Here is a 21,362-nt window from a genome sequence, read left to right on the forward strand (position 1 = left end):
ATATGGCCACGCCGAACACGCCGCTGTGGGAAGTCTTCATTCGCAGCCGCAACGGGCTCGCGCACAAGCATGTGGGATCGCTGCATGCGAGCGACGCGACGATGGCTCTGCAGGCCGCCCGCGACGTCTACACCCGCCGCGGCGAGGGCCTCTCGATCTGGGTCGTGCCGTCCACCGCGATCACCGCGAGCGATCCCGCCGAAAAAGGCATGATGTTCGAGCCGGCGGAATCGAAGATCTACCGGCATCCGACGTTCTATGAAGTGCCGGAGGAAGTGGGGCACATGTGATGGCGATCGCCAACATCGAGGTCTCCGAAACGCCGCTGGTTCTCTACGCGCTGCGCCGCGCCGACGATGCGCTGATCCTCGGCCATCGGCTGTCGGAATGGTGCGGGCACGCACCGATGCTGGAAGAGGACATGGCGCTCTCCAACATCGCGCTCGACCTCATCGGTCAGGCGCGCGAGCTCTACAGCTACGCAGCCAAGGCCGAAGGCAAGGACAACGACGAGGACAAGCTCGCTTATCTGCGCGACGTCAGGCAGTATCGCAACCTCCTGCTGGTCGAGCAGCCGAACGGCGATTTTGCCCAGACGCTGGTGCGACAGTTCTTCTATTCCGCGTTCGCCGACCTCTACTGGCGCGCGATGATGAATTCGCGCGACACGACGCTGGCCGCGATTGCCGCCAAATCTGAGAAGGAGAGCGCCTATCATTTGCGCCACGCCTCGGAGTGGCTCATCCGGCTCGGCGACGGCACCGATGAAAGCCACGCCCGCGCGCAGGCCGCGATCGACCAGCTCTGGGCCTTCACCGGCGAGATGTTTGCCGTCGATGACGGCGAGCGCGCGCTGATCCATGCCGGTATCGCAATCGATCCCGGCACCTTGCGTGGTCGCTGGTTGCAAACGCTTTCCGATGTCGCCAGTGAAGCCACGCTGGTCCTGCCGCAGAACGACTGGATGCAGCAGGGCGGCCGCGTGGGCCGGCACAGCGAACATCTCGGCCATCTCCTGTCCGAGCTGCAATCGATGCAGCGCACCTTTCCGGGGCTGGCATGGTGAGCGTGCTCGACCGTGACAGCGAACTGCGCCGGCGCGCCTGGGACGCTGCGGCGAGCGTGGTCGATCCCGAAATTCCAGTGCTGACCATCGCCGACCTCGGCGTGCTGCGCGAGGTTGCGCTCGACGGCGATCACGTCGAGGTCGCGATCACCCCGACCTATTCCGGCTGTCCGGCGATGAACATGATCGCGCTGGAAATCGAGGTCGCGCTGGAGCGCGCCGGTTTTCGCCGGTCGAAAGTCCGCACCGTACTGTCGCCGGCCTGGACCACCGACTGGATGAGCGAGGAGGGTCGCCACAAGCTGCGCGCCTACGGCATCGCGCCGCCGCAGGCTTCAAGCTCGCGCCGGGCACTGTTCGGTGAACAGGCAGTGGCCTGCCCGCAATGCGGCTCGGAAAACACCGAGCTGCTGTCTGAATTCGGCTCGACCTCCTGCAAGGCGCTGTGGCGCTGCAAGTCCTGCCGCGAACCGTTCGATTACTTCAAGTGTCATTGACCATGTCAGCCACCGCACCGCGCTTCCATCGCCTGGCCGTCAACGATCTCCGCCGCGAGGCGTCCGACGCCATCTCGATGACCTTCACCATCCCCGGCGAACTCGCCGGCGATTACGCTTTCACGCCTGGCCAATACCTCACGCTCCGCACCACGCTGGACGGTGAGGAGGTGCGCCGCTCCTATTCGATCTGTTCCGGCCCTGATGACGGCGAGATCCGCATCGCCGTGAAGAAGGTCGACGGCGGTGCGTTTTCGAACTGGGCAGCCGAAGATCTCAAATGCGGCGACGAACTCGATGTGATGACGCCGACGGGCCGCTTCGGTGCGATTCCTCACGCGGATGCCGGACGCATCCATGTCGGGTTCGCCGCAGGTTCCGGCATCACGCCGATCCTGTCGATCGTCAAGGGCACGCTCGCGCGTGAGCCGGACAGCCGCTTCTTCCTGTTCTACGGCAACCGCACCACCGACAACATCATGTTCCTTGAAGCGCTCGAGGAACTGAAGGACCGCTTCATCGATCGCCTGTCCATCTTCCACGTCATCTCCGGCGAGGAGCAGGACATCCCGATCCTCCACGGCCGGCTCGACGGCGACAAGGTGAGGGTGCTGCTGCGCTCGCTGGTGCCGGCGGGAAGCGTCGATCACGTCTACATTTGCGGCCCCCTCGGCATGAGCGAGGATATCGAGACCACCTGCCGCGAGCTCGGCATCCTGCCGGAGCGCATCCACGTCGAGCGCTTCGTCTCCGAGTTCGGTGGCAAGCCGCGGCCGAAGAAGGCGGTCGCGCCCGACGCGCCGCCGAAGGCGATCGCCTCGCTGATCATCGACGGCAAGCGCCGCGACGTGCCGGTCGCGGAGGACGAGGCGATCCTCGATGCCGCGCTGCGCGCCGGCGTCGATCTACCCTTCGCCTGCAAGGGCGGCATGTGCTCGACCTGCCGCGCCAAGCTGGTCGAGGGCGAGGCGCCGATGGACATCAACTATTCGCTGGAGCCCTGGGAGCTGAAGGCCGGGTTCGTCCTGACCTGCCAGGCCAAGCCGTCGTCAGAGCGGGTCGTGGTCGATTATGACCATGTCTGAGCCGGTGCTTCAGACGCTGACGATGCAAATGCGTCGCATTATTTGACAGTTTTGGCCAACCAGCAGAACATCATGGGCAAACATCTGGCCGGGAGAAGCGCGTGAACGTCAAAGCCGCCCTGTCGCCTGAGGATATTGCCCGCGCCTGCGCTGAGGCGATGTGGACGGAGGACGATGCCTCCAAAGGGCTCGGCATGGAGATCGTCGAGATTGGCCCCGGCTTCGCGACGCTCGCAATGACGGTGCGGCCGGACATGGTCAACGGCCAACGCATTGCCCATGGCGGCTTCATCTTCACGCTTGCCGATTCCGCCTTCGCGTTTGCCTGCAACTCGCACAACGAACGCGTGGTCGCAGCGCAAGGGCAGATCACCTTCATCAAGCCGGGCAGGCTCGGCGACCGCCTTGTTGCGAAGGCGTGCGAGGTCACCCGCGGCGGCCGCTCCGGCATCTACGACGTGCGCGTCACCGCCGGTGACATCGTCGTCGCCGAATTCCGCGGGCATTCGCGCGTCATTCCCGGCACGTGGCTGCCGACGCAAGACAATTAAAAAGAACCAATCAATGTGGGGAAACGAGGATGGCTTCGACGAAGCTGAAGGAAGGCGGCAGCGCCTATAGCGCCGAGATGGACGCGCATGAGCGCGCCTCGCGCGACGAGATCATGGCGCTGCAGAAGCAGCGGCTGGCCTGGTCGCTGAAGCACGCCTATGACAACGTCGCGCATTATCGCAAGGCCTTCGACGAGGCCGGCGTGCATCCGTCCGATTTTCGCGAGCTCTCCGATCTCGCGAAATTCCCGTTCACGGTGAAAACGGATCTGCGCGACAATTATCCCTTCAACATGTTTGCCGTGCCGCGCGAAAAGCTGGTGCGCGTGCATGCGTCCTCCGGCACGACCGGCAAGCCGATCGTGGTGGGGTATACGCAAGGAGACATCGACACCTGGTCGGACGTGATGGCGCGCTCGATCCGCGCCGCCGGCGGGCGTACCGGCATGATCATCCACAATGCCTATGGCTATGGCCTCTTCACCGGCGGCCTTGGCGTGCACTACGGTGCCGAAAAACTCGGCTGCACCGTGGTGCCGATCTCGGGCGGCATGACCGAGCGGCAGGTGCAGCTGATCAACGACTTCCGGCCCGACATTATCACGGTGACGCCGAGTTACATGCTGGCAATCCTCGACGAGTTCAAGCGTCAGAAGCTCGACCCGCGCCAGTGCTCGCTCAAGGTCGGCATCTTCGGCGCCGAGCCCTGGACCAATGCGATGCGCGGCGAGATTGAGGACGCCTTCGATATGGATGCGACCGACATCTATGGTCTGTCCGAGGTGATCGGTCCCGGCGTCGCGCAGGAGTGCATTGAGACCAAGGATGGCCTGCATATCTGGGAGGATCATTTCTATCCCGAGGTGATCGATCCTGAAACGGGTGCGGTGCTGCCGGACGGTGAGAAGGGCGAACTGGTCTTCACCTCACTCACCAAGGAAGCTTTTCCCGTGATCCGCTATCGCACCCGCGACCTGACGCGGCTGTTGCCAGGCACGGCGCGGCCGGGCATGCGGCGGATGGAGAAGGTGACGGGCCGCTCGGACGACATGATCATCCTGCGCGGTGTCAACCTGTTCCCGACGCAGATCGAGGAGGTGCTGCTCGCGACCGACTGGTGCGGCGGCCACTTCATCCTGGAACTGACCCGCGAAGGCCGTATGGACGAGCTGACCATCATCGCGGAGGCGCGGTCCGAGAGCTGGGACGGCCGCGGTCTCCTCGACCATGCCGACCGGATTGCGACCCACATCAAGAACACCATCGGCATTAGCTCCAGGGTGCAGGTGGTCGCGCCCGCCACGCTGGAGCGCTCGCTGGGCAAGGCCAAACGCCTCTACGACAAGCGGCCCAAGGATTGACTTTACGGATTGACTTGACGGATTGACTTGACCGGCCCCAGAGGCGACAAGGCCCGCGAGAAATCGCGGGTCTTTCATGTCGCCAGCCGATACCAAAACCGTCGAAGCGCGCTGCGTGCGCCTCAATGCCAAGGCCGAGAATGCTGCCGCGGTTGCGCCCGTGGTCGAGCATCACACGCTGACGCGCGGTCCGAACGATCTCCTGATCGAGGTCAAGGCCGCCGCCGTCAATCCCTCCGACGTCAAGGCCGCGACCGGCTTGATGCCCTATGCTGTGTTCCCGCGCACGCCGGGCCGCGACTATTCCGGCGTGGTGACCGACGGGCCGGCCGGCACGGTCGGCCGCGAGGTGTTCGGATCCTCCGGCGATCTCGGCATCCGCCGCGACGGTACCCACGCAACCCATCTCGTCGTCGAGGCTGATGCGGTGGTGGAGAAGCCGAGCACGGTGTCGTGGGAGGAGGCAGCGGGCATCGGCGTGCCCTTCGTCACCGCGATGGAAGGCTTTCGCCGCGCCGGCGTGCCGAAGAGCGGGGAGACCGTTTTGGTGTTCGGCGTCAATGGCAAGGTCGGCCAGGCCGCGGTGCAGATCGCGACATGGCAGGGCGCGCGCGTCATCGGCGTGGTGCGCAAAGCGGAAGCTTACGAAGGCCACACCAACGCCCCCATCGAGGTGGTTGACGCCTCCGCGACCGACGTCGCCACGCGCGTGCGCGAATTGACCGGCGGCAAGGGGGTCGATGTCGTCTTCAACACGGTCGGCGATCCCTATTTCCAGGCCGCGCACAAGTCGCTCGCATTGCGTGGCCGTCAGATCCTGATCGCCGCGATCGACCGCATCGTGCAGTTCAACATCCTCGAATTCTACCGGGGCCAGCACACCTATGTCGGCATCGATACCCTCGGCCTGTCGTCGGCCGCGACAGGCGCAGTGCTGCGCGATCTCGGCCCGGGCTTTGCGAGCGGCCAACTGAAGCCGTTCCCGATCAAGGCGAATGCCGTCTATCCGCTGGAGCGCGCCAAGGAGGCGTATGTCGCGGTTGCCGGCTCCTCGCGGGATCGCGTGGTCCTGAAGCCGTAATCATGGACTCGTCCGCAGCAATCGTCATCTTCGCCGGCCTTGCCATCGGCCTTGTCTACGGCGCCGTCGGTCTGCTCAGCGGCTTCTGCCTGATGAGCAGCATGCGCGGCTGGCTTGCGGAGGGAGACGGACGGCTGGTGCGGACCTATGCGCTGGCGATCGCCGTCGCGATCGCCGCCAGCCAGTTCCTTGCCGGCAACGGCATTGCTGATTTGAGCAAGTCGATCTACCTGCAGCAGACGTTCTCGGTGCCGGTGCTGTTCCTCGGCGGAGTGCTGTTTGGTTACGGCATGGTGCTGTCGAACGGCTGCGGCTCGCGCGCCCTGGTGCTGCTCGGCCGCGGCAATCTCCGCTCCTTCGTCGTCGTGATCGTGCTCGCCATCGCAGCGCAGATGACGCTCAAGGGGCTGGTCGCGCCGGCGCGCATCGCGCTGGTTCAGGCCTCGCAAACCATCGTCAATGTCAATTCGCTGCCTTCGTTGCTGGCATCGCTTGGCCCCGGTGAAGCGCTCTCGCGTGCGCTGGCGGCGGCCGTGATCGTCGTCGCGCTGATCCTGTTTGCCTTCGCGCATCCGATGTTCCGGCGCTCGCCGGGCCAGATCGCGGCGGGCGTCGTCGTCGGCCTGCTCGTCGCCGCCGGCTGGCTTGTCACCGGCTATCTCGGTGCCGACGATTTCAATCCGGTGCCGGTGACCTCGCTCACCTTCATCGCGCCGATCGCGGACGCGCTGCAATACGCCATGCTCTCGACCGGCCTGACGCTCAATTTCGGCATTGCGACGGTCGCCGGCGTCTTCGCCGGCAGCCTGATCACCGCACTCGCCACAGGCCGCTTCAAGCTCGAAGGCTATTCCTCGCCGCGCCACATGCTGCGCTCGGGCAGCGGCGCCGCGCTGATGGGCATCGGCGGCGTGATGGCGTTCGGCTGTTCGATCGGGCAGGGGCTCACGGGCGTGTCGACGCTGGCGCTGGGCTCGTTCGTCGCGCTCGCCGGCATCCTGCTCGGCACGACCGCAGGTTTGCGTGGCGTGCTGCGGGTTCAACCGCTCGCGGTGGCCTGACCGCGCAACAGCCGGTCGCCGAGCGTCGCAAGTCCGATGCCGGTGACGATCAATCCGGCGGCGACAGCGAGGCTCAAGTCGAGGGGCTCGTCCAGCAGGATCGCAGCACTGGCGATACCGACGAGCGGTGTTCCGGTGGTGCCAAGCGACGTCGTCAGCGCCGAGATGCTTTTGTTGACCATCGACATCGCCCAATAGGCCAGCGCGCTTCCGATCAGGCCAGAGTACAGGAACAGCATAGCCAGCCGCCACGACCATTCCACGTGCGGCAGCCCGTCGATGACCATCGCAAGGGTCGAGAGCACGCCCGTGGCCACGAGCAGCTGCCAGAACAGGAGCTGGAGCGGGGAGGCGATCCAGCGATGTGCGCGGATATAGATGATATTCGCTGCCCAGGAGATCGCGGCCAGGATGACCATGCCGGCACCGAGCACGACGTTGGCATTGCTCCAGTCGATTGAAGACGGATTCAGGATCACGGCAAGGCCGATCAGTCCGAGGAGGGCGCCGGCAAGCTTGGGTGCGGTCAGGATGTCCTTTCCGAGCAGGGGTGCCGCAATCGCGACCCAGAGCGGTGTGGTGTAACCGAGCACGATGCCCTTGCTAGCAGGCAGGAAGCGCAGGCCGGCCGCGACCAGAATGGAGAAGAGCGTCATGTGCAGCAGCGCGACGCTGAGGACCACCGGCACGTCGCGCCGCTCCGGAATCACGAGATTGTTGCTCAGCCCGAGGATCACAAACAATCCTGCCAGCGCGATCCAGCTCCGGATCGCCGAGCTCCACAGCGGCGGGACGAGCTGCACCAATTGCTTCGTCACCGACCAGTTCACGCCCCAGGCCAGCACGACGATGAGGAACAGGCCGACGGCCGCGCGGGGTGACAGGGAGTTCATCGCAAGATCCTTGAACCAGTCCGGCCCGGCAGATAGCATCCGCTCTGGTACCCACAAAAGCGCCAGATAAGAAAGGAACAAGGTGCCAGTTTCGGATGATATGATCTCGTCCATGATCGACCTGAAGCGGACCGGCGACGACGGGCTGGTGGCTCAACTGACGAGCCAGCTCCGAGGCTTGATCGCGACCGGCCGCCTCGGCAAAGGTCGCGCGCTGCCGTCGAGCCGCCGGCTCGCGAGCGATCTCGGCGTTTCCCGCAACACCATCACCTATGCGTTCGAGCAGCTCGCCGCGGAGGGATACCTCGAGGCCTCGCATGGCCGCCGTCCGATCGTCACCGTCGACGGCGGCGAACGACGCGAAGGAGCGGATACCGTTGCGGCGCGCGTGCGCTCCGGCAAGCTGCGGCTTTCACCCTGGGCCTCGCAGCTCAAGCAGACCGACTGGCCGATGTCCTATCAGGTGCCGCTCAGACCGTTGCGGCCAGGGCTTGGAGATGCGCGAGAGTTTCCGAACGAGATCTGGGCTCGCTGCCTGCGCCGTAGCGCCGTGCATGCGGCCAAACGCGAGCTCGGACCGGTCAACCGAGCGCGCCTGCGCGAGGCGCTCGCGCATTACCTGGCCGCGAGCAGAGGCGTTCGCGCCACGCCAGAGCAGATCATGATCCTGCCGAGCGCGCAGGCCGCACTGACCTTGATCGCGGCTGTTCTCATCTCCCCCGGCGACCAGGTCTGGGTCGAGGATCCCGGCTATCCCGGCGCGGCCGCCGCTTTCTGTGCCTCCGGCGCGCGCGTGACCGGCATGAGGCTGGACACGCAGGGCATGCAGCGGATGCCGGGTCTCGCGGCCCCGAAATTGATCTTCATGACGCCATCGCACCAGCATCCCACCGGACGGCTGATGTCGCTGACGCGTCGCACCGAATTTCTTGGTGTGTGCATGCCCGGCAAGAGCTGGATCGTGGAGGACGATTACGACGGCGAATTCCACTATGACAGCCGGCCGGTGCCGGCCTTGCAAGGGCTCGATGCCCATGGCCGCGTGTTCTATGTCGGTACCTTCTCGAAGGTGATGACGTCGGATATCCGGCTCGGCTATCTCGTTATGCCGCCGGCGCTGGTCAGCACCTTCGAGATCGCACAGCGGCACATCGGGCTGATCGCATCCAGCCACATCCAGGAAGCGCTGGCCGAGTTCATCGCCGACGGGCATTTCCTTGCGCATCTGCGCCGGATGCGCCGGCTCTATCACGCGCGCCGCGACCACATCGTTGCAGGACTGGAGCGCCATCTGGGCGAGATGCTCTCGGTCGAAGTGCCCGCGGGCGGCATCCAGCTCGTCGCTCGCCTCAAACGCGGTAGCGCCGATCGGGCCGCGGTCAAGCGACTGGCGGCGGCGGGCGTCGAAACGCGGGCGCTGTCCAGCCTGGCGCTGGATCGACCCCGCGATCACGGCCTGCTGCTCGGTTTTGCGGCTTGGCGCGAGAACGAGATCGGCGCGGCATTGCGGACGATGGCATCGTGCTTCTAGCGCAGTGGCGCTAGTCCACGGCCTTCGTCACGATGCGGATCTCCGACGTCAATGTCCGGTGCACCGGGCACTTGTCGGCGATCTCCATCAATTTCTTGCGCTGCTCGGCATCGAGCGCCCCGTCGATTACGATGTCGCGCTCGATCTGGTCGAGCATGCCGTCGCGTGTCTCGCACTCCGCGCAGTCTTTGGCGTAGATCTTGGAATGCTTCAATCTGACCGTGACGCGGTCGAGTGGCAGCGATTTGCGGTCGGCATAAAGACGCATGGTCATGGAGGTGCAGGCCCCTAAGCCAGCGAGCAGGAAATCATAGGGCCCAGGACCGGCATCCTCGCCGCCGGCGGCGACGGGTTCGTCCGCCACCAGACGATGTGGTCCGACCGTGACGAGCTGGTTGAACTTGCTCTTGCGCGTCTCCTGCACCACGACCTGACGCGGCGCCTCGGGAAGATCCATCGCCTTCGCGGGCTTTGCGCTGTCGATGTAGCGGCTGGCCCATGCCGTGATCACGTCGGCTGCGTAGAGGGCGTCGGCAGGCTTGGCAAGCAGATGATCGGCATGGTCGAGCGAGACGAAGCTCTTGGGGTGCCTGGCCGCAACGAAGATCTTTGTCGCATTGTCGATGCCGACGGTGTCGTCGACCGGCGAGTGCATTACCAGCAGTGCCTTGTGCAGTCCCGTGATATCCTTCATCAGCTCGTGCTCGGCGATGTCCTCGAGGAACTCGCGCTTGATCCGGAACGGGCGTCCTGCGAGCGAGACCTCGACCTCGCCCTGCGCGCGGATGTTGTCGAGATGCTGCCTGAAGAGGCCGGTCACGTGCGCCGGATCGGATGGCGCCGCGATGGTCACAACTGCCCTGGCTTCCGGGATATGTCCGGCTGCCGCGAGGATCGCGGCGCCGCCGAGGCTGTGGCCAATCAGGATCGACGGCGCCTTGCGGGCATTGCGCAGATGGTCGGCCGCGCGGACCAGATCGGCGACGTTGGAAGAAAACGTCGAATTGGCGAAATCGCCTTCGCTCGAGCCGAGCCCGGTGAAGTCGAAGCGCAGGACCGCGATGCCCTTGGCTGCCAGCGCGACCGAGATGCGCTTGGCGGCGAGCGTGTCCTTGCCGCAAGTGAAGCAGTGCGCAAACAGCGCGTAGGCCGCGGGCTCGCCGTCCGGCAACTCCAGCGCGGCGGCAAGCTGATGTCCGCCTTCGCCGGTGAATTGAAAGCGTTCCGTCGGCATGGGCTTCCCCTCGTTCCTGCTTGAATTCTAATCGTCGGAATAGCGTTGCTCGGCCCAGGGGTCGCCGCGGTTATGATAGCCGCGGACTTCCCAGAAGCCCGGTGCGTCCTCGGTCAGGAATTCGATGGCCTGGAGCCATTTCGCGCTCTTCCAGAAATAGAGATGCGGCACGACCAACCGTACCGGGCCACCATGCTCCTCCGTCAGCGGCTGGCCGGACCAGCTATGGGCGAGCAGCGCATCCTCGGCGGCAAAGTCTTCCAGCGCGAGGTTGGTGGTGTAGCCGTCATGGGAATGCAGCATCACAAAGCGTGCGTCCTCGCGCGGCTGGCAGGCCGCGAGCAACTCGCGCGTGGCAAGCCCTTCCCACTCATTGTCGTAGCGCGACCAGGTGGTGACGCAATGGATGTCGGAGGTGAACCGGGCCTGCTTCTGCGCGATGAATTCGGCGAATGTCCAGAACACGGGGCTCTCGATCGCGCCATAGACGTCGAGCCGCCAGCGCTCGCGTGACACCGGCGGCACGACTCCGAGATCGAGCACAGGCCAGTCCTTGGTGAGGTGCTGGCCGGGCGGCAGCCGTTGGTCCTCCGGCCGCGTGATCTTCCCCGTGAGAAAGCGGCCCTCGCGCGCCCATTTCTCCTTGGTGCGCGTCAGCTTGCTGTCGGATGGCGTCTCGTCAGCCATGGTCTACTCGTGCCGATGCATTGCCGAAGTGTGCTTGGTGTCGCGCATGGTAGCATAGATCACCAGGGACAGGCAGATGATGCCGCTGAGGTAGAAGTAGAACCATTCCTCGTGCCCGATGCTCTTGAAATAGAGCGCGATCGCAGGCGCTGTTCCGCCGAAGACCGACACCGTGATGGCATAGGGCAGGCCGCCGCCGAGCGCGCGGACGTTGGTCGGGAACAACTCGGCCTTCACCACCGCGTTGATCGAAGTATAGCCGGCGACGAACAGCCAGGCGCAGCAGATCAGGATGAACGCGACGAAGGGCGACTTGGTCTCCTTCAGGGTCATCAAAAGCGGCACGGTCGCGAGCGTGCCGGCGACACCGAAGAAGATCAAGAGCGGCTTGCGTCCGATCTTGTCGGAGATTGCGCCGTAGATCGGCTGGAGGATGGTCGCGAAGACCAGGGTGCCGAAGATCACGAAAGTGGTCTGGTCCTCGGTCAGCCCGACCGAAAGCTTGACGAAGGTCTGCATGTAGGTGGTGAAGGTATAGAACGCCGCGGTGCCGCCGGCGGTGAGGCCGACCACCAGCAACAGCTCGCGCGGATAACGCAGCAAATTGGTGATCGAGCCGGTCGGCTTGACTACCTTCTTGGCTTCCTCGAACGCCTCCGTCTCGTGCAGGCCGCGCCGCATCACCGCGGCAAAGACCGCGAGCGCTGCACCGATCGCGAAGGGGATACGCCACCCCCAGTCCTTCAGCTCCTGTGGGGTGAGGAAGACCTTTTGCAGGAGCAGCAGCACGATGATCGCGGTGAGCTGGCCACCGATCAGGGTGACGTATTGAAAGCTCGAATAGAAGCCGCGGTGCTTGGGGTCGGCGACCTCGCTGAGATAGGTGGCACTGGCGCCATATTCGCCGCCGAGGCTGAGGCCCTCGATGACGCGGGCGAGCGCCAGGATCACCGGCGCGGCAAAGCCGATCGTGGCATAGGTCGGTGTCAGCGCAATGATCAGCGAACCAAAGCACATGAAGACCACCGAGAGCGTGAGCGAGATGCGCCGTCCGAAATGGTCGGCGAGATAGCCGAAGAACCAGCCGCCCAGCGGCCGCATCAGGAACGTCGCCGCGAAGACGACGGCGACGTTCAATTGCTGCACGACGGGGTCGTTGCCCGGGAAGAAGGCGGGAGCGAAATAGAGTGCGAACGCGGTGTAGGCGTAGAAATCGTACCACTCGACCAGATTGCCGATGGAGCCGATGAAGATCGCCTTGATCCGCCGCTTGGCGTCGGCGATGTCGATGTGGTCGGAGGCCGGTTGAATTGCTTGTTCAGTCACGTCCGGCCTCTCCGTTGTCTGGAAAGGCCTACATCGCCTTTCCGAGCAAGAATGGCAACTGGCGGGGGCCCCGCACCGTGCCCTGTGACCAGGTCACCGCGCCTGCCGGATCGAGCCGGAAATCTGGAATGCGTTTCAGCCATTCCTCCAGCGCAACCTGCATCTCCATGCGTGCCAGGTTGGAACCGACGCAGCGGTGAATGCCGAGGCCGAAGGCGGCGTGCCGGTTTTCGCGACGGTCGATCACGACTTTGTCAGCGTCCGGAAACATCTTTGGATCGCGGTTGGCGGCCGGGAACGACAGCAGCACCATGTTGCCCGCCTTGACCGGGCAGCCCGAGATCGTGGTCTCCTTGACCACCTCGCGGGCCATCGTCACCGGAGAATAGGCGCGCAGCAGTTCCTCAACTGCGGTCGGGATCAGTCCCGGCTCGGCGATCAGTCGCTCGCGGTCCCCCGGCGTCTTCGCGAGGTGCCAGAGCGAGGAGCCGATCGCGCTCCAGGTGGTGTCGATGCCGGCGATCAGGAGCAGGCGCAGCGAGCCAAGAACGTGCGAGTCTTCGAGCGGGTTGCCCTCCTTGTCCTTGGCGTTCATCAGGTAGGAGATGAGATCGTCGGTCGGCTTGTCCTTGCGCGCCTCGATATGCGCGCTGAAATAGGCGCTCATCTCCTGCACGGCCTGGAGCAGCTTGCTCTCGTCCTTGATGCCCAGCTCGAGGATCATGTGGATCCAGTTGATGAAGAGATCGCTGTCGCTCTCGGGGATGCCGAGCATGTGGGCGATGGCCCGAACCGGGATATATTTGGCGTAGCGTGCGGCGGCGTCGACCTTGCCATCGGCGATGAAGCCGTCGATCAGCTCGTTGCAGATCGCGCGCATCCGCGGTTCCAGCTTCTTCATCGCGTCCGGCGTGAAGGGCGGCAGCAACAGTTGCTTGGCCGGCTTGTGCACGGGCGGATCTGAGGTGATCGGCGGGGCGGCGTTCCTCGCGATCTCGGGACGGACGTCGCGCACGATGATGCGGCGCGAGGAGAAATGCTCGGTGTCGTTGGCGATCTCGCGCACCGCCTCATAGGTCGTCGGCATGTAGCAGCCGAGGAACCGCTCGGTGTGCACGACCGGGCTCGCTGCGCGCAGCTCGTCCCAGATCGGGAAAGGATCCTCCGTCCATTGCGGATCGGTATGGTCGAAATCATGGACCCAGTCGGTGACGGGCGGATGGGCGGCAGGCGGACTGGCGTCGGACATGGCAGGGAATCCCTTGGCTCGTGTTCGCTGGAAGGACGCGGGAGCGGCCGCGCGCTACTCCTCGATCACATCGATCGCGATTTCCGGGCAGTTGGATTTGGCAAGCCACGCCTTGTCCTCAAGCCCCGGCGGGACCGTGCCGTCGCCGGCTTCGTGGGCGTTGCCGTATTCGTCCAGCTCGAAAAGTTCCGGCGCGAGGGCCTTGCAGCGCGCGTGGCCCTGGCATTTGTCGGGATCGACGTGAACCCTCAGTCGCTCTGTCATGGCGGCATCCTCGGTCGTATCCGCGCGTAGCCCGATGGCGGCGCGTTCCTCATGTCAATTTTATCCGCGGCATTCGCCGTCGGCTTTAAGTTATATGCTATTACATTCGCGACAGGCTTTCCCTGTCAAGCGCAAACTTATAGGTTCGCCACACCATGCGCTCACAACTCGCCCGCAAGCCCGCGAATACCTACCATCATGGCGATCTTCGCGATGCCTTGGTCAAGGCCGCTTTGCGCGAGGCGGAGCGGGGCGGCGCCGAGGCCATCAGCATCAAGGCGCTGGCAAAGCAGCTCGGCGTGTCGCAGCCGGCGCCGTACCGGCATTTCGCCGACCGCGAGGCGCTGCTTGCAGCGGTGACGGCGGAGGCGTTCAGGCAGCTCAGCGCGATCTTGCGAGAGGCCATGGCTGGGACGTCGAAGCAATCAAAGCTGTCGCGGCTGGCGCAGGCGACGCTCGAGTTCGGCCTGCGGCGCAACGGCATCTACCGCTTGATGTTCGCGTCCCGCACCGTGGCCTGCGCCGACAAGGGCAGCGAGCTGCACGAGGCCACGCGCGAGACCTTCTCGCTCGTGATCGAAGCCCTGGAAGCGCCCGCCGTCGGCTATTTGCGCGAACGTCAGGCGCTCAAGATCTGGGCGGCGTTGCACGGCGTGGTGATGCTGGCCGAGCAGGGCCTGTTCACAGGCGAGGCCGCGCACGCCACGCGCGAGGAGCTGGTTGAGGATTTCGTCAGCGAAACGAAGGCTGCGCTCGCCACTGCGATCAAGGGCGCGCGGCGTCGAAAAGCGACAGGTGCCTAAGCCTTCGCTTTCAGCAGCTTCATCAGCTTGTCGACCGCGCTGTCAGGCGTGGTTACGACGGGACGGCCGGTTGCTTCCGTCACCAGAGGCGCCGTCGAGGCGATGCTGAACTGTGCCAGCGCGATGACGTCGCAATCGCGCAGATCCTTTGATGCTTCGACGATCAGCCGGTCGTGGGTGGCGCGGTCGCCGCGATCGAGCGCCGCCAGCGCGCCCTCGGCAAGCTTCGGCACGATTTGGACGGAGGCCGGAAACTCCGGCGGCATCGAGGCCAGGGTCGGCGGGAAGGTGGACAGCAGGCCGATCCGCTTGCCCATCGTCACTGCGCGCTCGATCATCGCTTCGTTCGGCTTGAGCACCGGCATCGGCGCATGCGCGCGCGCGACCGCCTCGATACAGGGGCCGAAAGCCGAGCAGGTAAACAGGATCCCGTTCGCTCCGGTCGCCGCCGCATAGTCGCCGAGCGCGAGGAAGCGCTCGGTCATGGCATCGTTGAGCGCGCCGTCGCGGGCCAGATCCGCCGACAGGCTGTCGTCGAGCAGGTTCATCAGCCGCGCCTCTGGCCAAGCCTTGGCGAACGCCGCTTCGATCGGGGCGATGGAATGCTTGAGGGCGTGGATCAGGGCGATGCGAGGGGACGTCGTCATCTAAGGTGGCTATCCAGGGGTCTCGTGCCCCGGACGCAGCGCAATGTGCAGTATTGCGCTGCAGAGCCGGGGCCCATTGTGGCCGCTGGGTCCCGGCTCTGCGCAGCGGCGTTGCACGCCGCAGCGCGTCCGGGACACGATCACGGTCTACTTGAACGGCACCGCGTACATCAAGCCGCCCTTGCTCCAGAGGCCGTTGAGGCCGCGATCGAGCTTGAGCGGGCTCGCCTTGCCGACATTGCGCTCGTAGATCTCGCCGTAATTGCCGGTGACCTTGATCGCGGTGACCAGCCATTTGTTGTCGAGCCCGAGCCGCGAGCCGAGGTCGCCGGAGGCGCCCAGCAGGCGTTGGATCGCGGGCGTCTGTGACTTCGCCATCTCCTCGACATTGGCCTGCGTCACGCCGAGCTCCTCGGCCTCGATCAGACCGTAATGCAGCCAGGTGATGATGTCGCTCCAGACCTCGTCGCCGTTGCGGGTGAAGGGCCCGAGCGGCTCCTTGCTGATGGTCTGCGGCAGCACGACGTAATCGGCCGGGTTCGGCGCGGCGGTGGTCACGGCGCCGGCGAGTGCGGAGGCGTCCTGGGTCATGGCATCGCAGCGGCCGCCGAAGAATGTCTGGTACATGGTGTCGACGCGGTCGAACACCAGCGGCTTCCAGTCGATGCCGTTGGCGCGGCCGTAATCGCCGAGCGTCACCTCATGCGTGGTGCCCTGCGCGACGCAGACGGTGGCGCCCTTGAGGTCCTTGATGTCCTTGACGCCCAGATCCTTCTTCACGACAAAGCCCTGGCCGTCGTAGAAGTTGATCGGACCTTGCCGCAAGCCCAGAGTCACGCCGCGCAGATAGGTCTGCGTCGAGTTGCGGTAGAGCACGTCGATCTCGCCGGACTGCAGGGCGGTGAAGCGGTTCTGCGCGGTCAGAGAGACGTAGCGCACCTTGCTGGCATCGCCTAGCACGCCGGCCGCGAGCGCGCGGCAATAATCGACGTCGAGACCTTTGTAATTGCCCTGCGAGTCGGGCGCGGAGAAACCGGCAAAGCCGGCGCTGACGCCGCACACCAGCGTGCCGCGGCTCTTCACCGTGTCGAGCGTCGCGGCGGATGCGACAATTGTCGATGCAGCGAGCACGCTCGCTGCGATAACCACTTTCCTCATCATGCTACTCCCCTCAGTGATTGACACTACGCAACACGTTGTCGACGGCCGTGCCGAGCTTGTCGACGATCAGGTCGATCTCCTCTGCGGAGGCGATATAGGGCGGCGCCAGCAACACGTGGTCGCCGCGAACGCCATCCACGGTGCCGCCGCCGGGATAGCAGCCGAGCCCATTGGCGAAAGCCTCCGCCTTGATCTTCTGATTGAGCTTGAGCGCAGGATCGAACGAGGTGCGGCTGGCGCGATCAGCGACCAGCTCGATCGCCCAGAACAGGCCACGGCCCCTGATGTCGCCGACATGGCGGTGATTGCCGAAGCGCTCGGTCAGGCGCTGTTCGAGTTGCTTGCCGCGCTCCTTGACGCGCTCGAGCAGGCCGTCCTCGCGGATCACCTCCTGCACCGCCAGTGCGGCGGCGCAGGCGAGGGGATGTGCAAGATAAGTGTGGCCGTGCTGAAAGGCGCCCGAGCCGGCGCGGATGGTGTCGATGATCTTGCCGCTCGCGAGCGTCGCCCCAATCGGCTGGTAGCCGCCGCCGAGCCCTTTTGCGATCGCCTGGATGTCGGGCGCGACGCCTTCCTGCTCCCAGGCGTGCGTGGTGCCGGTGCGGCCCATGCCGCACATGACCTCGTCAAGGATGAGCACTGCACCGTGCCGGTCGCAGATCTCACGCACCGCCCTGAAGTAGCCGTCCGGCGCCGTCACCGCGCCGGCGGTGGCGCCGCCGACCGGCTCGGCGAGGAACGCCGCGACCGTGTGGGGACCGAGCCGCTGAAATTCCGCTTCGAGCTCCGCCGCCAGCCGCGCCACGAACTGCGCATCGGATTCGCCGTCGCGCTTCTCGTGATAGGCAAATGCCGGCGTCACATGGCTGAAGGCGGCCGAGAGCAGCGGCGCATAGGGCGCGCGCCGCCAGGCGTTGCCGCCGGCCGCGAGGGCGCCCAGCGTGTTGCCGTGGTAGCTCTGTCGTCGCGCGATGAAATGTTGCCGCTGCGGCTCGCCGCGCTCGATGAAATATTGCCGCGCGAGCTTGATGCTCGCTTCGATCGCCTCGGACCCGCCGCTGACGAAATAGGCGTAGGCAAGACCACCCGGCTCATGGCCGACCAGCGTCTCGGCGAGAGCCTCGGCGGGCTCGGAGGAGAAGAAAGCAGTATGCGCGTAGGCCAGCGTTGAGGCCTGCTTTGCCATCGCCGCGATCACGCGTGGATGCTGATGGCCGAGGCAGGAGACTGCCGCACCGCCGGAGGCGTCGATGATGCGCCGCCCGTCCTCGGCAAAGAGATAGATGCCTTCGCCGCCGATCGCCTTGGGCGGCGTCTCGCGGAGCGAGCGGTGCAGCACACGGCTGGTGCGAGCGGCCATGGGTCAACCTTTCTCTGAGACGTAGATGGAGGCAGCGGTGAGCCGCGCCTCGGTATTCTCCAGGCGCTTCTTCGCGGCGGCGCCGCCGAGCGAGAACGTCACGGCAGCCAGCGACTGCGCGATCGCGATCGCGCCGGTGAGACTCGGGAAGAAGCCGGGAGAGGAGGCCGCCTCGAACAGCAGCAAATGGTCGGCGCCCTCGGCCATCGGCGCAGAGAGGGTGTCCGCGATGGCAATCAGCGTCGCGCCGCTGTGATGAGCGGCTTGCGCGACGCGGACGCTCGCATGGGTGTACGGCAGGAAGCCGATGACGATGACGGCTTCGCCCGGCCGGAAGGCGCCGAGGTCGAGATCGTCGGGGCCGGACACGCCGACGAGTTGCACCTGCTCGGGGCGGAACAGCCGAAGCTCGTAGTTCAGGAGCTCGGCAACGCTGCGGCAGCTGCGATAGCCGGCAATCCAGATCCGCTTGGCCTCATGCAGGGAGCGCGCGGCCTCCGCGATCGGTTGCGCCGGAATGCGCGGAAGGCCGGCGGCCTCGGCTTCGAGCTTGTCGGTGACGAGCGCGACATCGGCATTCGGACCGGGCCGGCGGCTTCTGGCGCGGCCGGAGAAGGGCGAGGTCTGCGATGGTCGCCGCGCCTCGGTCAGCGCCGCGCGCAATTCGTCCCAGCCCGAATAACCGATCGCCTTGGCGAGCCGCGTGAACGCGGCGGGATCGGCGCCGGCTTCGGCCGCGAGGTCGCGCATCGAACGGGTGGTGGCGTCATAATCGTTGGCGGCGACGAAGCGCCCGACTTCCTGCAGCCGCATCGGCAGCGATGGCAATGCAATGCGCAGTTCGCTCAGCGGCGAGGATTTCGCGGGCTCGGCCATGAAACATTTGTTGCACGAAATATAGATTGGTGCAACAGTTGACGTGCACCGCCGGAAATCGCTGCCTCTCAAGAAGGGTTTTTGTGCCGTGACATCGGACACGCCGAGACCGCCACCGCGCCGCCGCCTGTTTGGCGCATGGGGACGCCGCGAGCTGCAGGGCCTGTTCTGGCAGGTGCTGGTGGTCGGGATCGCGCTCGCGGTCATCGGCTTTCTCTGGTCCAACACCGTCACCAACCTTTCGGCGCGCCGCATCACGACCGGTTTTGCCTTCCTCGGACGCGAGGCCGGCATGCCCATCGCCGACAGCTTGCTCGCCTATAATCCGAGAGACACGTATCTCTGGGCCTTCGTCGTCGGCATCGGCAACACCTTGCGCGTCGCCGTGATCGGCATCGTGCTCGCGACTATCCTGGGCACCCTGATCGGCATCTCGCGACTGTCGGCCAACTGGCTGCTGTCACGACTTGCCGCCGTCTATGTCGAAACGCTCCGCGACATCCCGCTGCTGCTTCAACTCCTGTTCTGGTATGTGCTGATGCAGGCGCTGCCGGCCGCGCGCGCGGCATGGCGGCCGGTCGAGGGCGTGTTCCTGTCCAATCGCGGCTTGATCCTGCCGGCCATTCCGCTTGGCCCGCCGCAGCTTTGGGTGCTCGGCACGGCGGTGTTCGGCCTTGCCGTGGTCTATCTCATCCGGCGATGGCTGATCGTGCAGCAGATGCGCGACGGCAAACCGCGGCCGGTATGGCCCTTTGCGGTGAGCTTCATCCTCGCATTGCCCGTGCTGGTGTCCGTACTGCTTCGCGTGTCCTGGAAGATCGAATGGCCCGAGCTGCGCGGCTTCAACTTCGTCGGCGGGCTGACGCTCGCGCCGGAATATTTCGCGCTGCTGATCGCGCTCGTCACCTACACTTCGGCCTTCATTGCCGAGATCGTGCGCAGCGGCATCCAGTCGGTGCCGCGCGGGCAGTGGGATGCCGCCAACGCGCTTGGCCTGCGCCGCAGCTTCATGCTGCGGCAGATCATCCTGCCGCAGGCGCTACGCGTCATCGTGCCGCCGATGACGAGCCAGTATCTCAACCTGACCAAGAACTCCTCGCTCGCGGTCGCGATCGGCTACCAGGACGTGGTCTCGATCGCCAACACCACGCTGAACCAGACCGGGCAGGCGATCGAGGCGATCGCGCTGATCATGGCGGTGTTCCTGACCATCAGCCTTTCCATCAGCTTCTTCATGAACTGGTACAATGCGCGCATCGCGCTGGTGGAGCGCTGAGCATGACCGCGATCGCCGACATGCCGGAGGTGCCGCGCGCCGCCCGCCGCCCGCAGATGGGAAATCCGGTGTTGCGCTGGCTGCGTACCAATCTGTTCTCGTCGATCCCGAACGGCATCCTCACCGTCGTGCTGCTGGCGATCCTCGCCAAGGGCATCTTCAGCTTCGTCCAGTGGGGCATCGCGAATGCCGTCTGGCTGACCCCGGCGAACGATTCCAGCGCCTGCCGCGCGGTGCGCGGCCTCGGCGCCTGTTGGGCGATCATTCCCGAAAAGTACCGCTTCATCCTGTTCGGCACCTATCCGTTCGACGAGCAGTGGCGGCCGGCGCTGTCGGTCGTACTGTTCATCGCACTGTACTTTCTCTCGACCCGTCGCGTTTTGTGGCGGCGCGAACTCATCTATCTCTGGATCGGCGCGCTCGCGCTCATCAGCGTGCTGATGTGGGGCGGCGTGCTCGGCCTTTCCTTCGTTTCGCAGGATCGCTGGGGCGGCCTGCCGGTCACGCTGATCCTGGCGACGTTCGGGTTGGCTTTCGGGTTTCCGCTCGGCATCCTCGTCGCGCTCGGCCGGCGTTCGAAGCTGCCGGCGATCCGCTCGCTCAGCGTGCTCTATGTCGAGCTGATCCGCGGTGTGCCGCTGGTGAGCCTGCTGTTCATGGCGAGCGTGATGTTTCCGCTGTTCATGCCCAGCGGGTTCAACATCGACAAGCTGCTCCGCGCACAGATCGCGATCATCCTGTTTGCGGGCGCCTACCTCGCCGAAGTCATCCGCGGCGGCCTTCAGGCCGTGCCGCGCGGGCAGTATGAAGCGGCGGACGCGCTCGGGCTGTCCTACTGGCGCAAGAACCGGCTGATCATCCTGCCGCAGGCGATCCGCCATGTCATCCCGCCGCTGGTCAACACCTTCATCGCATTCTTCAAGGACACCAGCCTCGTCCTGATCATCGGCATTTTCGATCTGCTCACGACGGCGAAGACGGCGATCATCGATCCTGCGTGGCAACAGTTTTCGGTCGAGGTCTATATCTTCGTCGCTGCAATCTACTTTGTGTTCTGCTTCGCGATGTCGCGGTACAGCCGTAGCCTGGAAGCGACGGGCGGGAGGTGATCTTCCTTCTCCCCTTGTGGGAGAAGGTGGCGCGAAGCGCCGGATGAGGGGTTCTATCGTCGAATTCAGACGGCGAGGGAGTCCCTTGTGGAGAGATACCCCTCACCCGTCTCGCCGCTATGCGGCGAGCCACCCTCTCCCACAACAAGGCAGGGGAATCGCATATGGGTTTTGTCTAGCTATTGCATTGGAAGGCAAGACGGATTCTGAAGACGACTCCCGGAAGACGGAGGGGGTCGGATGC

At 65.2% G+C, this 21,362-nt stretch carries 22 protein-coding genes; 12 read left to right on the forward strand and 10 right to left on the reverse strand.

All coding sequences use genetic code 11. The features are described from left to right. Positions 1 to 2: 2 nt before the first annotated feature. The 8 genes from paaB (at position 3) to GGD65_RS33150 (ending at position 6,702) form a co-directional block, all read left to right on the forward strand. Positions 3 to 290: a 1,2-phenylacetyl-CoA epoxidase subunit PaaB gene (gene paaB / locus GGD65_RS33115; protein ID WP_018315588.1), complete on the forward strand. Its 288-nt coding sequence runs from the start codon at positions 3 to 5 to the stop codon at positions 288 to 290. Next, positions 290 to 1,066: a 1,2-phenylacetyl-CoA epoxidase subunit PaaC gene (paaC, locus tag GGD65_RS33120; protein WP_183237972.1), complete on the forward strand. Its 777-nt coding sequence runs from the start codon at positions 290 to 292 to the stop codon at positions 1,064 to 1,066. The genes paaB and paaC overlap by 1 nt, the downstream gene beginning before the upstream one ends. Further along, positions 1,060 to 1,563: a 1,2-phenylacetyl-CoA epoxidase subunit PaaD gene (gene paaD, locus GGD65_RS33125; RefSeq protein ID WP_183237973.1), complete on the forward strand. Its 504-nt coding sequence runs from the start codon at positions 1,060 to 1,062 to the stop codon at positions 1,561 to 1,563. Before paaC ends, paaD begins: the two co-directional genes overlap by 7 nt. A gap of 2 nt (positions 1,564 to 1,565) precedes the next feature. After that, positions 1,566 to 2,648: a 1,2-phenylacetyl-CoA epoxidase subunit PaaE gene (paaE, locus tag GGD65_RS33130; RefSeq protein ID WP_183237974.1), complete on the forward strand. Its 1,083-nt coding sequence runs from the start codon at positions 1,566 to 1,568 to the stop codon at positions 2,646 to 2,648. Positions 2,649 to 2,749: 101 nt separating this feature from the next. Beyond that, the gene (gene paaI, locus GGD65_RS33135; RefSeq protein ID WP_183237975.1) at positions 2,750 to 3,199 is read left to right on the forward strand and encodes a hydroxyphenylacetyl-CoA thioesterase PaaI; all 450 of its coding nucleotides are present in this window, start codon (positions 2,750 to 2,752) and stop codon (positions 3,197 to 3,199) included. 29 nt (positions 3,200 to 3,228) lie between these two features. Then, entirely contained in the window at positions 3,229 to 4,560 is a 1,332-nt protein-coding gene (gene paaK, locus GGD65_RS33140) for a phenylacetate--CoA ligase PaaK (protein ID WP_183237976.1), read from the forward strand. Between the two features lie 76 nt (positions 4,561 to 4,636). Next, complete coding sequence (locus tag GGD65_RS33145) at positions 4,637 to 5,641, forward strand: zinc-binding alcohol dehydrogenase family protein (protein ID WP_183237977.1); 1,005 nt, start codon at positions 4,637 to 4,639, stop codon at positions 5,639 to 5,641. Between the two features lie 2 nt (positions 5,642 to 5,643). Beyond that, entirely contained in the window at positions 5,644 to 6,702 is a 1,059-nt protein-coding gene (locus tag GGD65_RS33150) for a YeeE/YedE family protein (RefSeq protein WP_183237978.1), read from the forward strand. On the opposite strand, the gene GGD65_RS33155 is transcribed toward GGD65_RS33150, so the two are convergent. After that, positions 6,681 to 7,595, reverse strand: a complete 915-nt coding sequence (locus GGD65_RS33155; protein WP_183237979.1) for a DMT family transporter — start codon at positions 7,593 to 7,595, stop codon at positions 6,681 to 6,683. The two genes, GGD65_RS33150 and GGD65_RS33155, sit on opposite strands and share 22 nt — an antisense overlap. Before the next feature lie 100 nt (positions 7,596 to 7,695). Between GGD65_RS33155 and GGD65_RS33160 the strand changes: the two genes are divergently transcribed. Then, positions 7,696 to 9,126 carry a PLP-dependent aminotransferase family protein gene (locus GGD65_RS33160; RefSeq protein ID WP_183237997.1) on the forward strand — a complete coding sequence of 477 codons (1,431 nt, stop codon included), beginning with the start codon at positions 7,696 to 7,698 and terminating at the stop codon, positions 9,124 to 9,126. A gap of 10 nt (positions 9,127 to 9,136) precedes the next feature. Here the strand turns inward: GGD65_RS33160 and GGD65_RS33165 are convergent, their stop codons facing one another. Genes GGD65_RS33165 through GGD65_RS33185 form a run of 5 tightly spaced genes read right to left on the reverse strand, consistent with a single transcriptional unit; the run spans position 9,137 to position 13,886 of the window. Further along, positions 9,137 to 10,360, reverse strand: coding sequence for a bifunctional alpha/beta hydrolase/OsmC family protein (locus tag GGD65_RS33165; protein ID WP_183237980.1), 1,224 nt, complete (start codon positions 10,358 to 10,360; stop codon positions 9,137 to 9,139). Positions 10,361 to 10,387: 27 nt separating this feature from the next. Then, a complete protein-coding gene (locus GGD65_RS33170) occupies positions 10,388 to 11,047 on the reverse strand; it encodes a sulfite oxidase-like oxidoreductase (RefSeq protein ID WP_183237981.1) in 660 nt (219 codons plus the stop codon). 3 nt (positions 11,048 to 11,050) lie between these two features. Next, positions 11,051 to 12,373, reverse strand: a complete 1,323-nt coding sequence (locus tag GGD65_RS33175) for an MFS transporter (protein WP_183237982.1) — start codon at positions 12,371 to 12,373, stop codon at positions 11,051 to 11,053. A 28-nt stretch (positions 12,374 to 12,401) separates the two neighbouring features. After that, entirely contained in the window at positions 12,402 to 13,622 is a 1,221-nt protein-coding gene (locus tag GGD65_RS33180) for a cytochrome P450 (RefSeq protein WP_018315601.1), read from the reverse strand. Between the two features lie 54 nt (positions 13,623 to 13,676). After that, a complete protein-coding gene (locus GGD65_RS33185; RefSeq protein ID WP_007607931.1) occupies positions 13,677 to 13,886 on the reverse strand; it encodes a ferredoxin in 210 nt (69 codons plus the stop codon). A gap of 155 nt (positions 13,887 to 14,041) precedes the next feature. Here GGD65_RS33185 and GGD65_RS33190 point away from each other — a divergent pair, with 155 nt between their 5' ends. Then, positions 14,042 to 14,689: a TetR/AcrR family transcriptional regulator gene (locus tag GGD65_RS33190; RefSeq protein WP_183237983.1), complete on the forward strand. Its 648-nt coding sequence runs from the start codon at positions 14,042 to 14,044 to the stop codon at positions 14,687 to 14,689. Here the strand turns inward: GGD65_RS33190 and GGD65_RS33195 are convergent. The 4 genes from GGD65_RS33195 to GGD65_RS33210 all read right to left on the reverse strand — a co-directional run bounded on the left by GGD65_RS33195 (position 14,686) and on the right by GGD65_RS33210 (position 18,733). Then, on the reverse strand, positions 14,686 to 15,336 hold the full coding sequence (locus GGD65_RS33195; protein ID WP_183237984.1) for an aspartate/glutamate racemase family protein: 651 nt from the start codon (positions 15,334 to 15,336) through the stop codon (positions 14,686 to 14,688). The two genes, GGD65_RS33190 and GGD65_RS33195, sit on opposite strands and share 4 nt — an antisense overlap. 147 nt (positions 15,337 to 15,483) lie before the next feature. Beyond that, positions 15,484 to 16,497, reverse strand: a complete 1,014-nt coding sequence (locus GGD65_RS33200) for an amino acid ABC transporter substrate-binding protein (RefSeq protein ID WP_183237985.1) — start codon at positions 16,495 to 16,497, stop codon at positions 15,484 to 15,486. 10 nt (positions 16,498 to 16,507) lie between these two features. After that, positions 16,508 to 17,857: an aspartate aminotransferase family protein gene (locus GGD65_RS33205; protein WP_183237986.1), complete on the reverse strand. Its 1,350-nt coding sequence runs from the start codon at positions 17,855 to 17,857 to the stop codon at positions 16,508 to 16,510. Between the two features lie 3 nt (positions 17,858 to 17,860). Beyond that, a complete protein-coding gene (locus GGD65_RS33210) occupies positions 17,861 to 18,733 on the reverse strand; it encodes a MurR/RpiR family transcriptional regulator (protein ID WP_179740258.1) in 873 nt (290 codons plus the stop codon). Positions 18,734 to 18,821: 88 nt separating this feature from the next. Between GGD65_RS33210 and GGD65_RS33215 the strand changes: the two genes are divergently transcribed. Both GGD65_RS33215 and GGD65_RS33220 read left to right on the forward strand, forming a co-directional pair. Beyond that, the gene (locus GGD65_RS33215) at positions 18,822 to 20,009 is read left to right on the forward strand and encodes an amino acid ABC transporter permease (protein WP_179740260.1); all 1,188 of its coding nucleotides are present in this window, start codon (positions 18,822 to 18,824) and stop codon (positions 20,007 to 20,009) included. Positions 20,010 to 20,011: 2 nt separating this feature from the next. Next, positions 20,012 to 21,118 (forward strand): amino acid ABC transporter permease, encoded by a 1,107-nt coding sequence (locus tag GGD65_RS33220; protein WP_183237987.1) that lies wholly within the window; start codon positions 20,012 to 20,014, stop codon positions 21,116 to 21,118. Positions 21,119 to 21,362: the final 244 nt, after the last annotated feature.

This window comes from Bradyrhizobium sp. CIR18 (assembly GCF_014198295.1).
GTDB lineage: Bacteria > Pseudomonadota > Alphaproteobacteria > Rhizobiales > Xanthobacteraceae > Bradyrhizobium.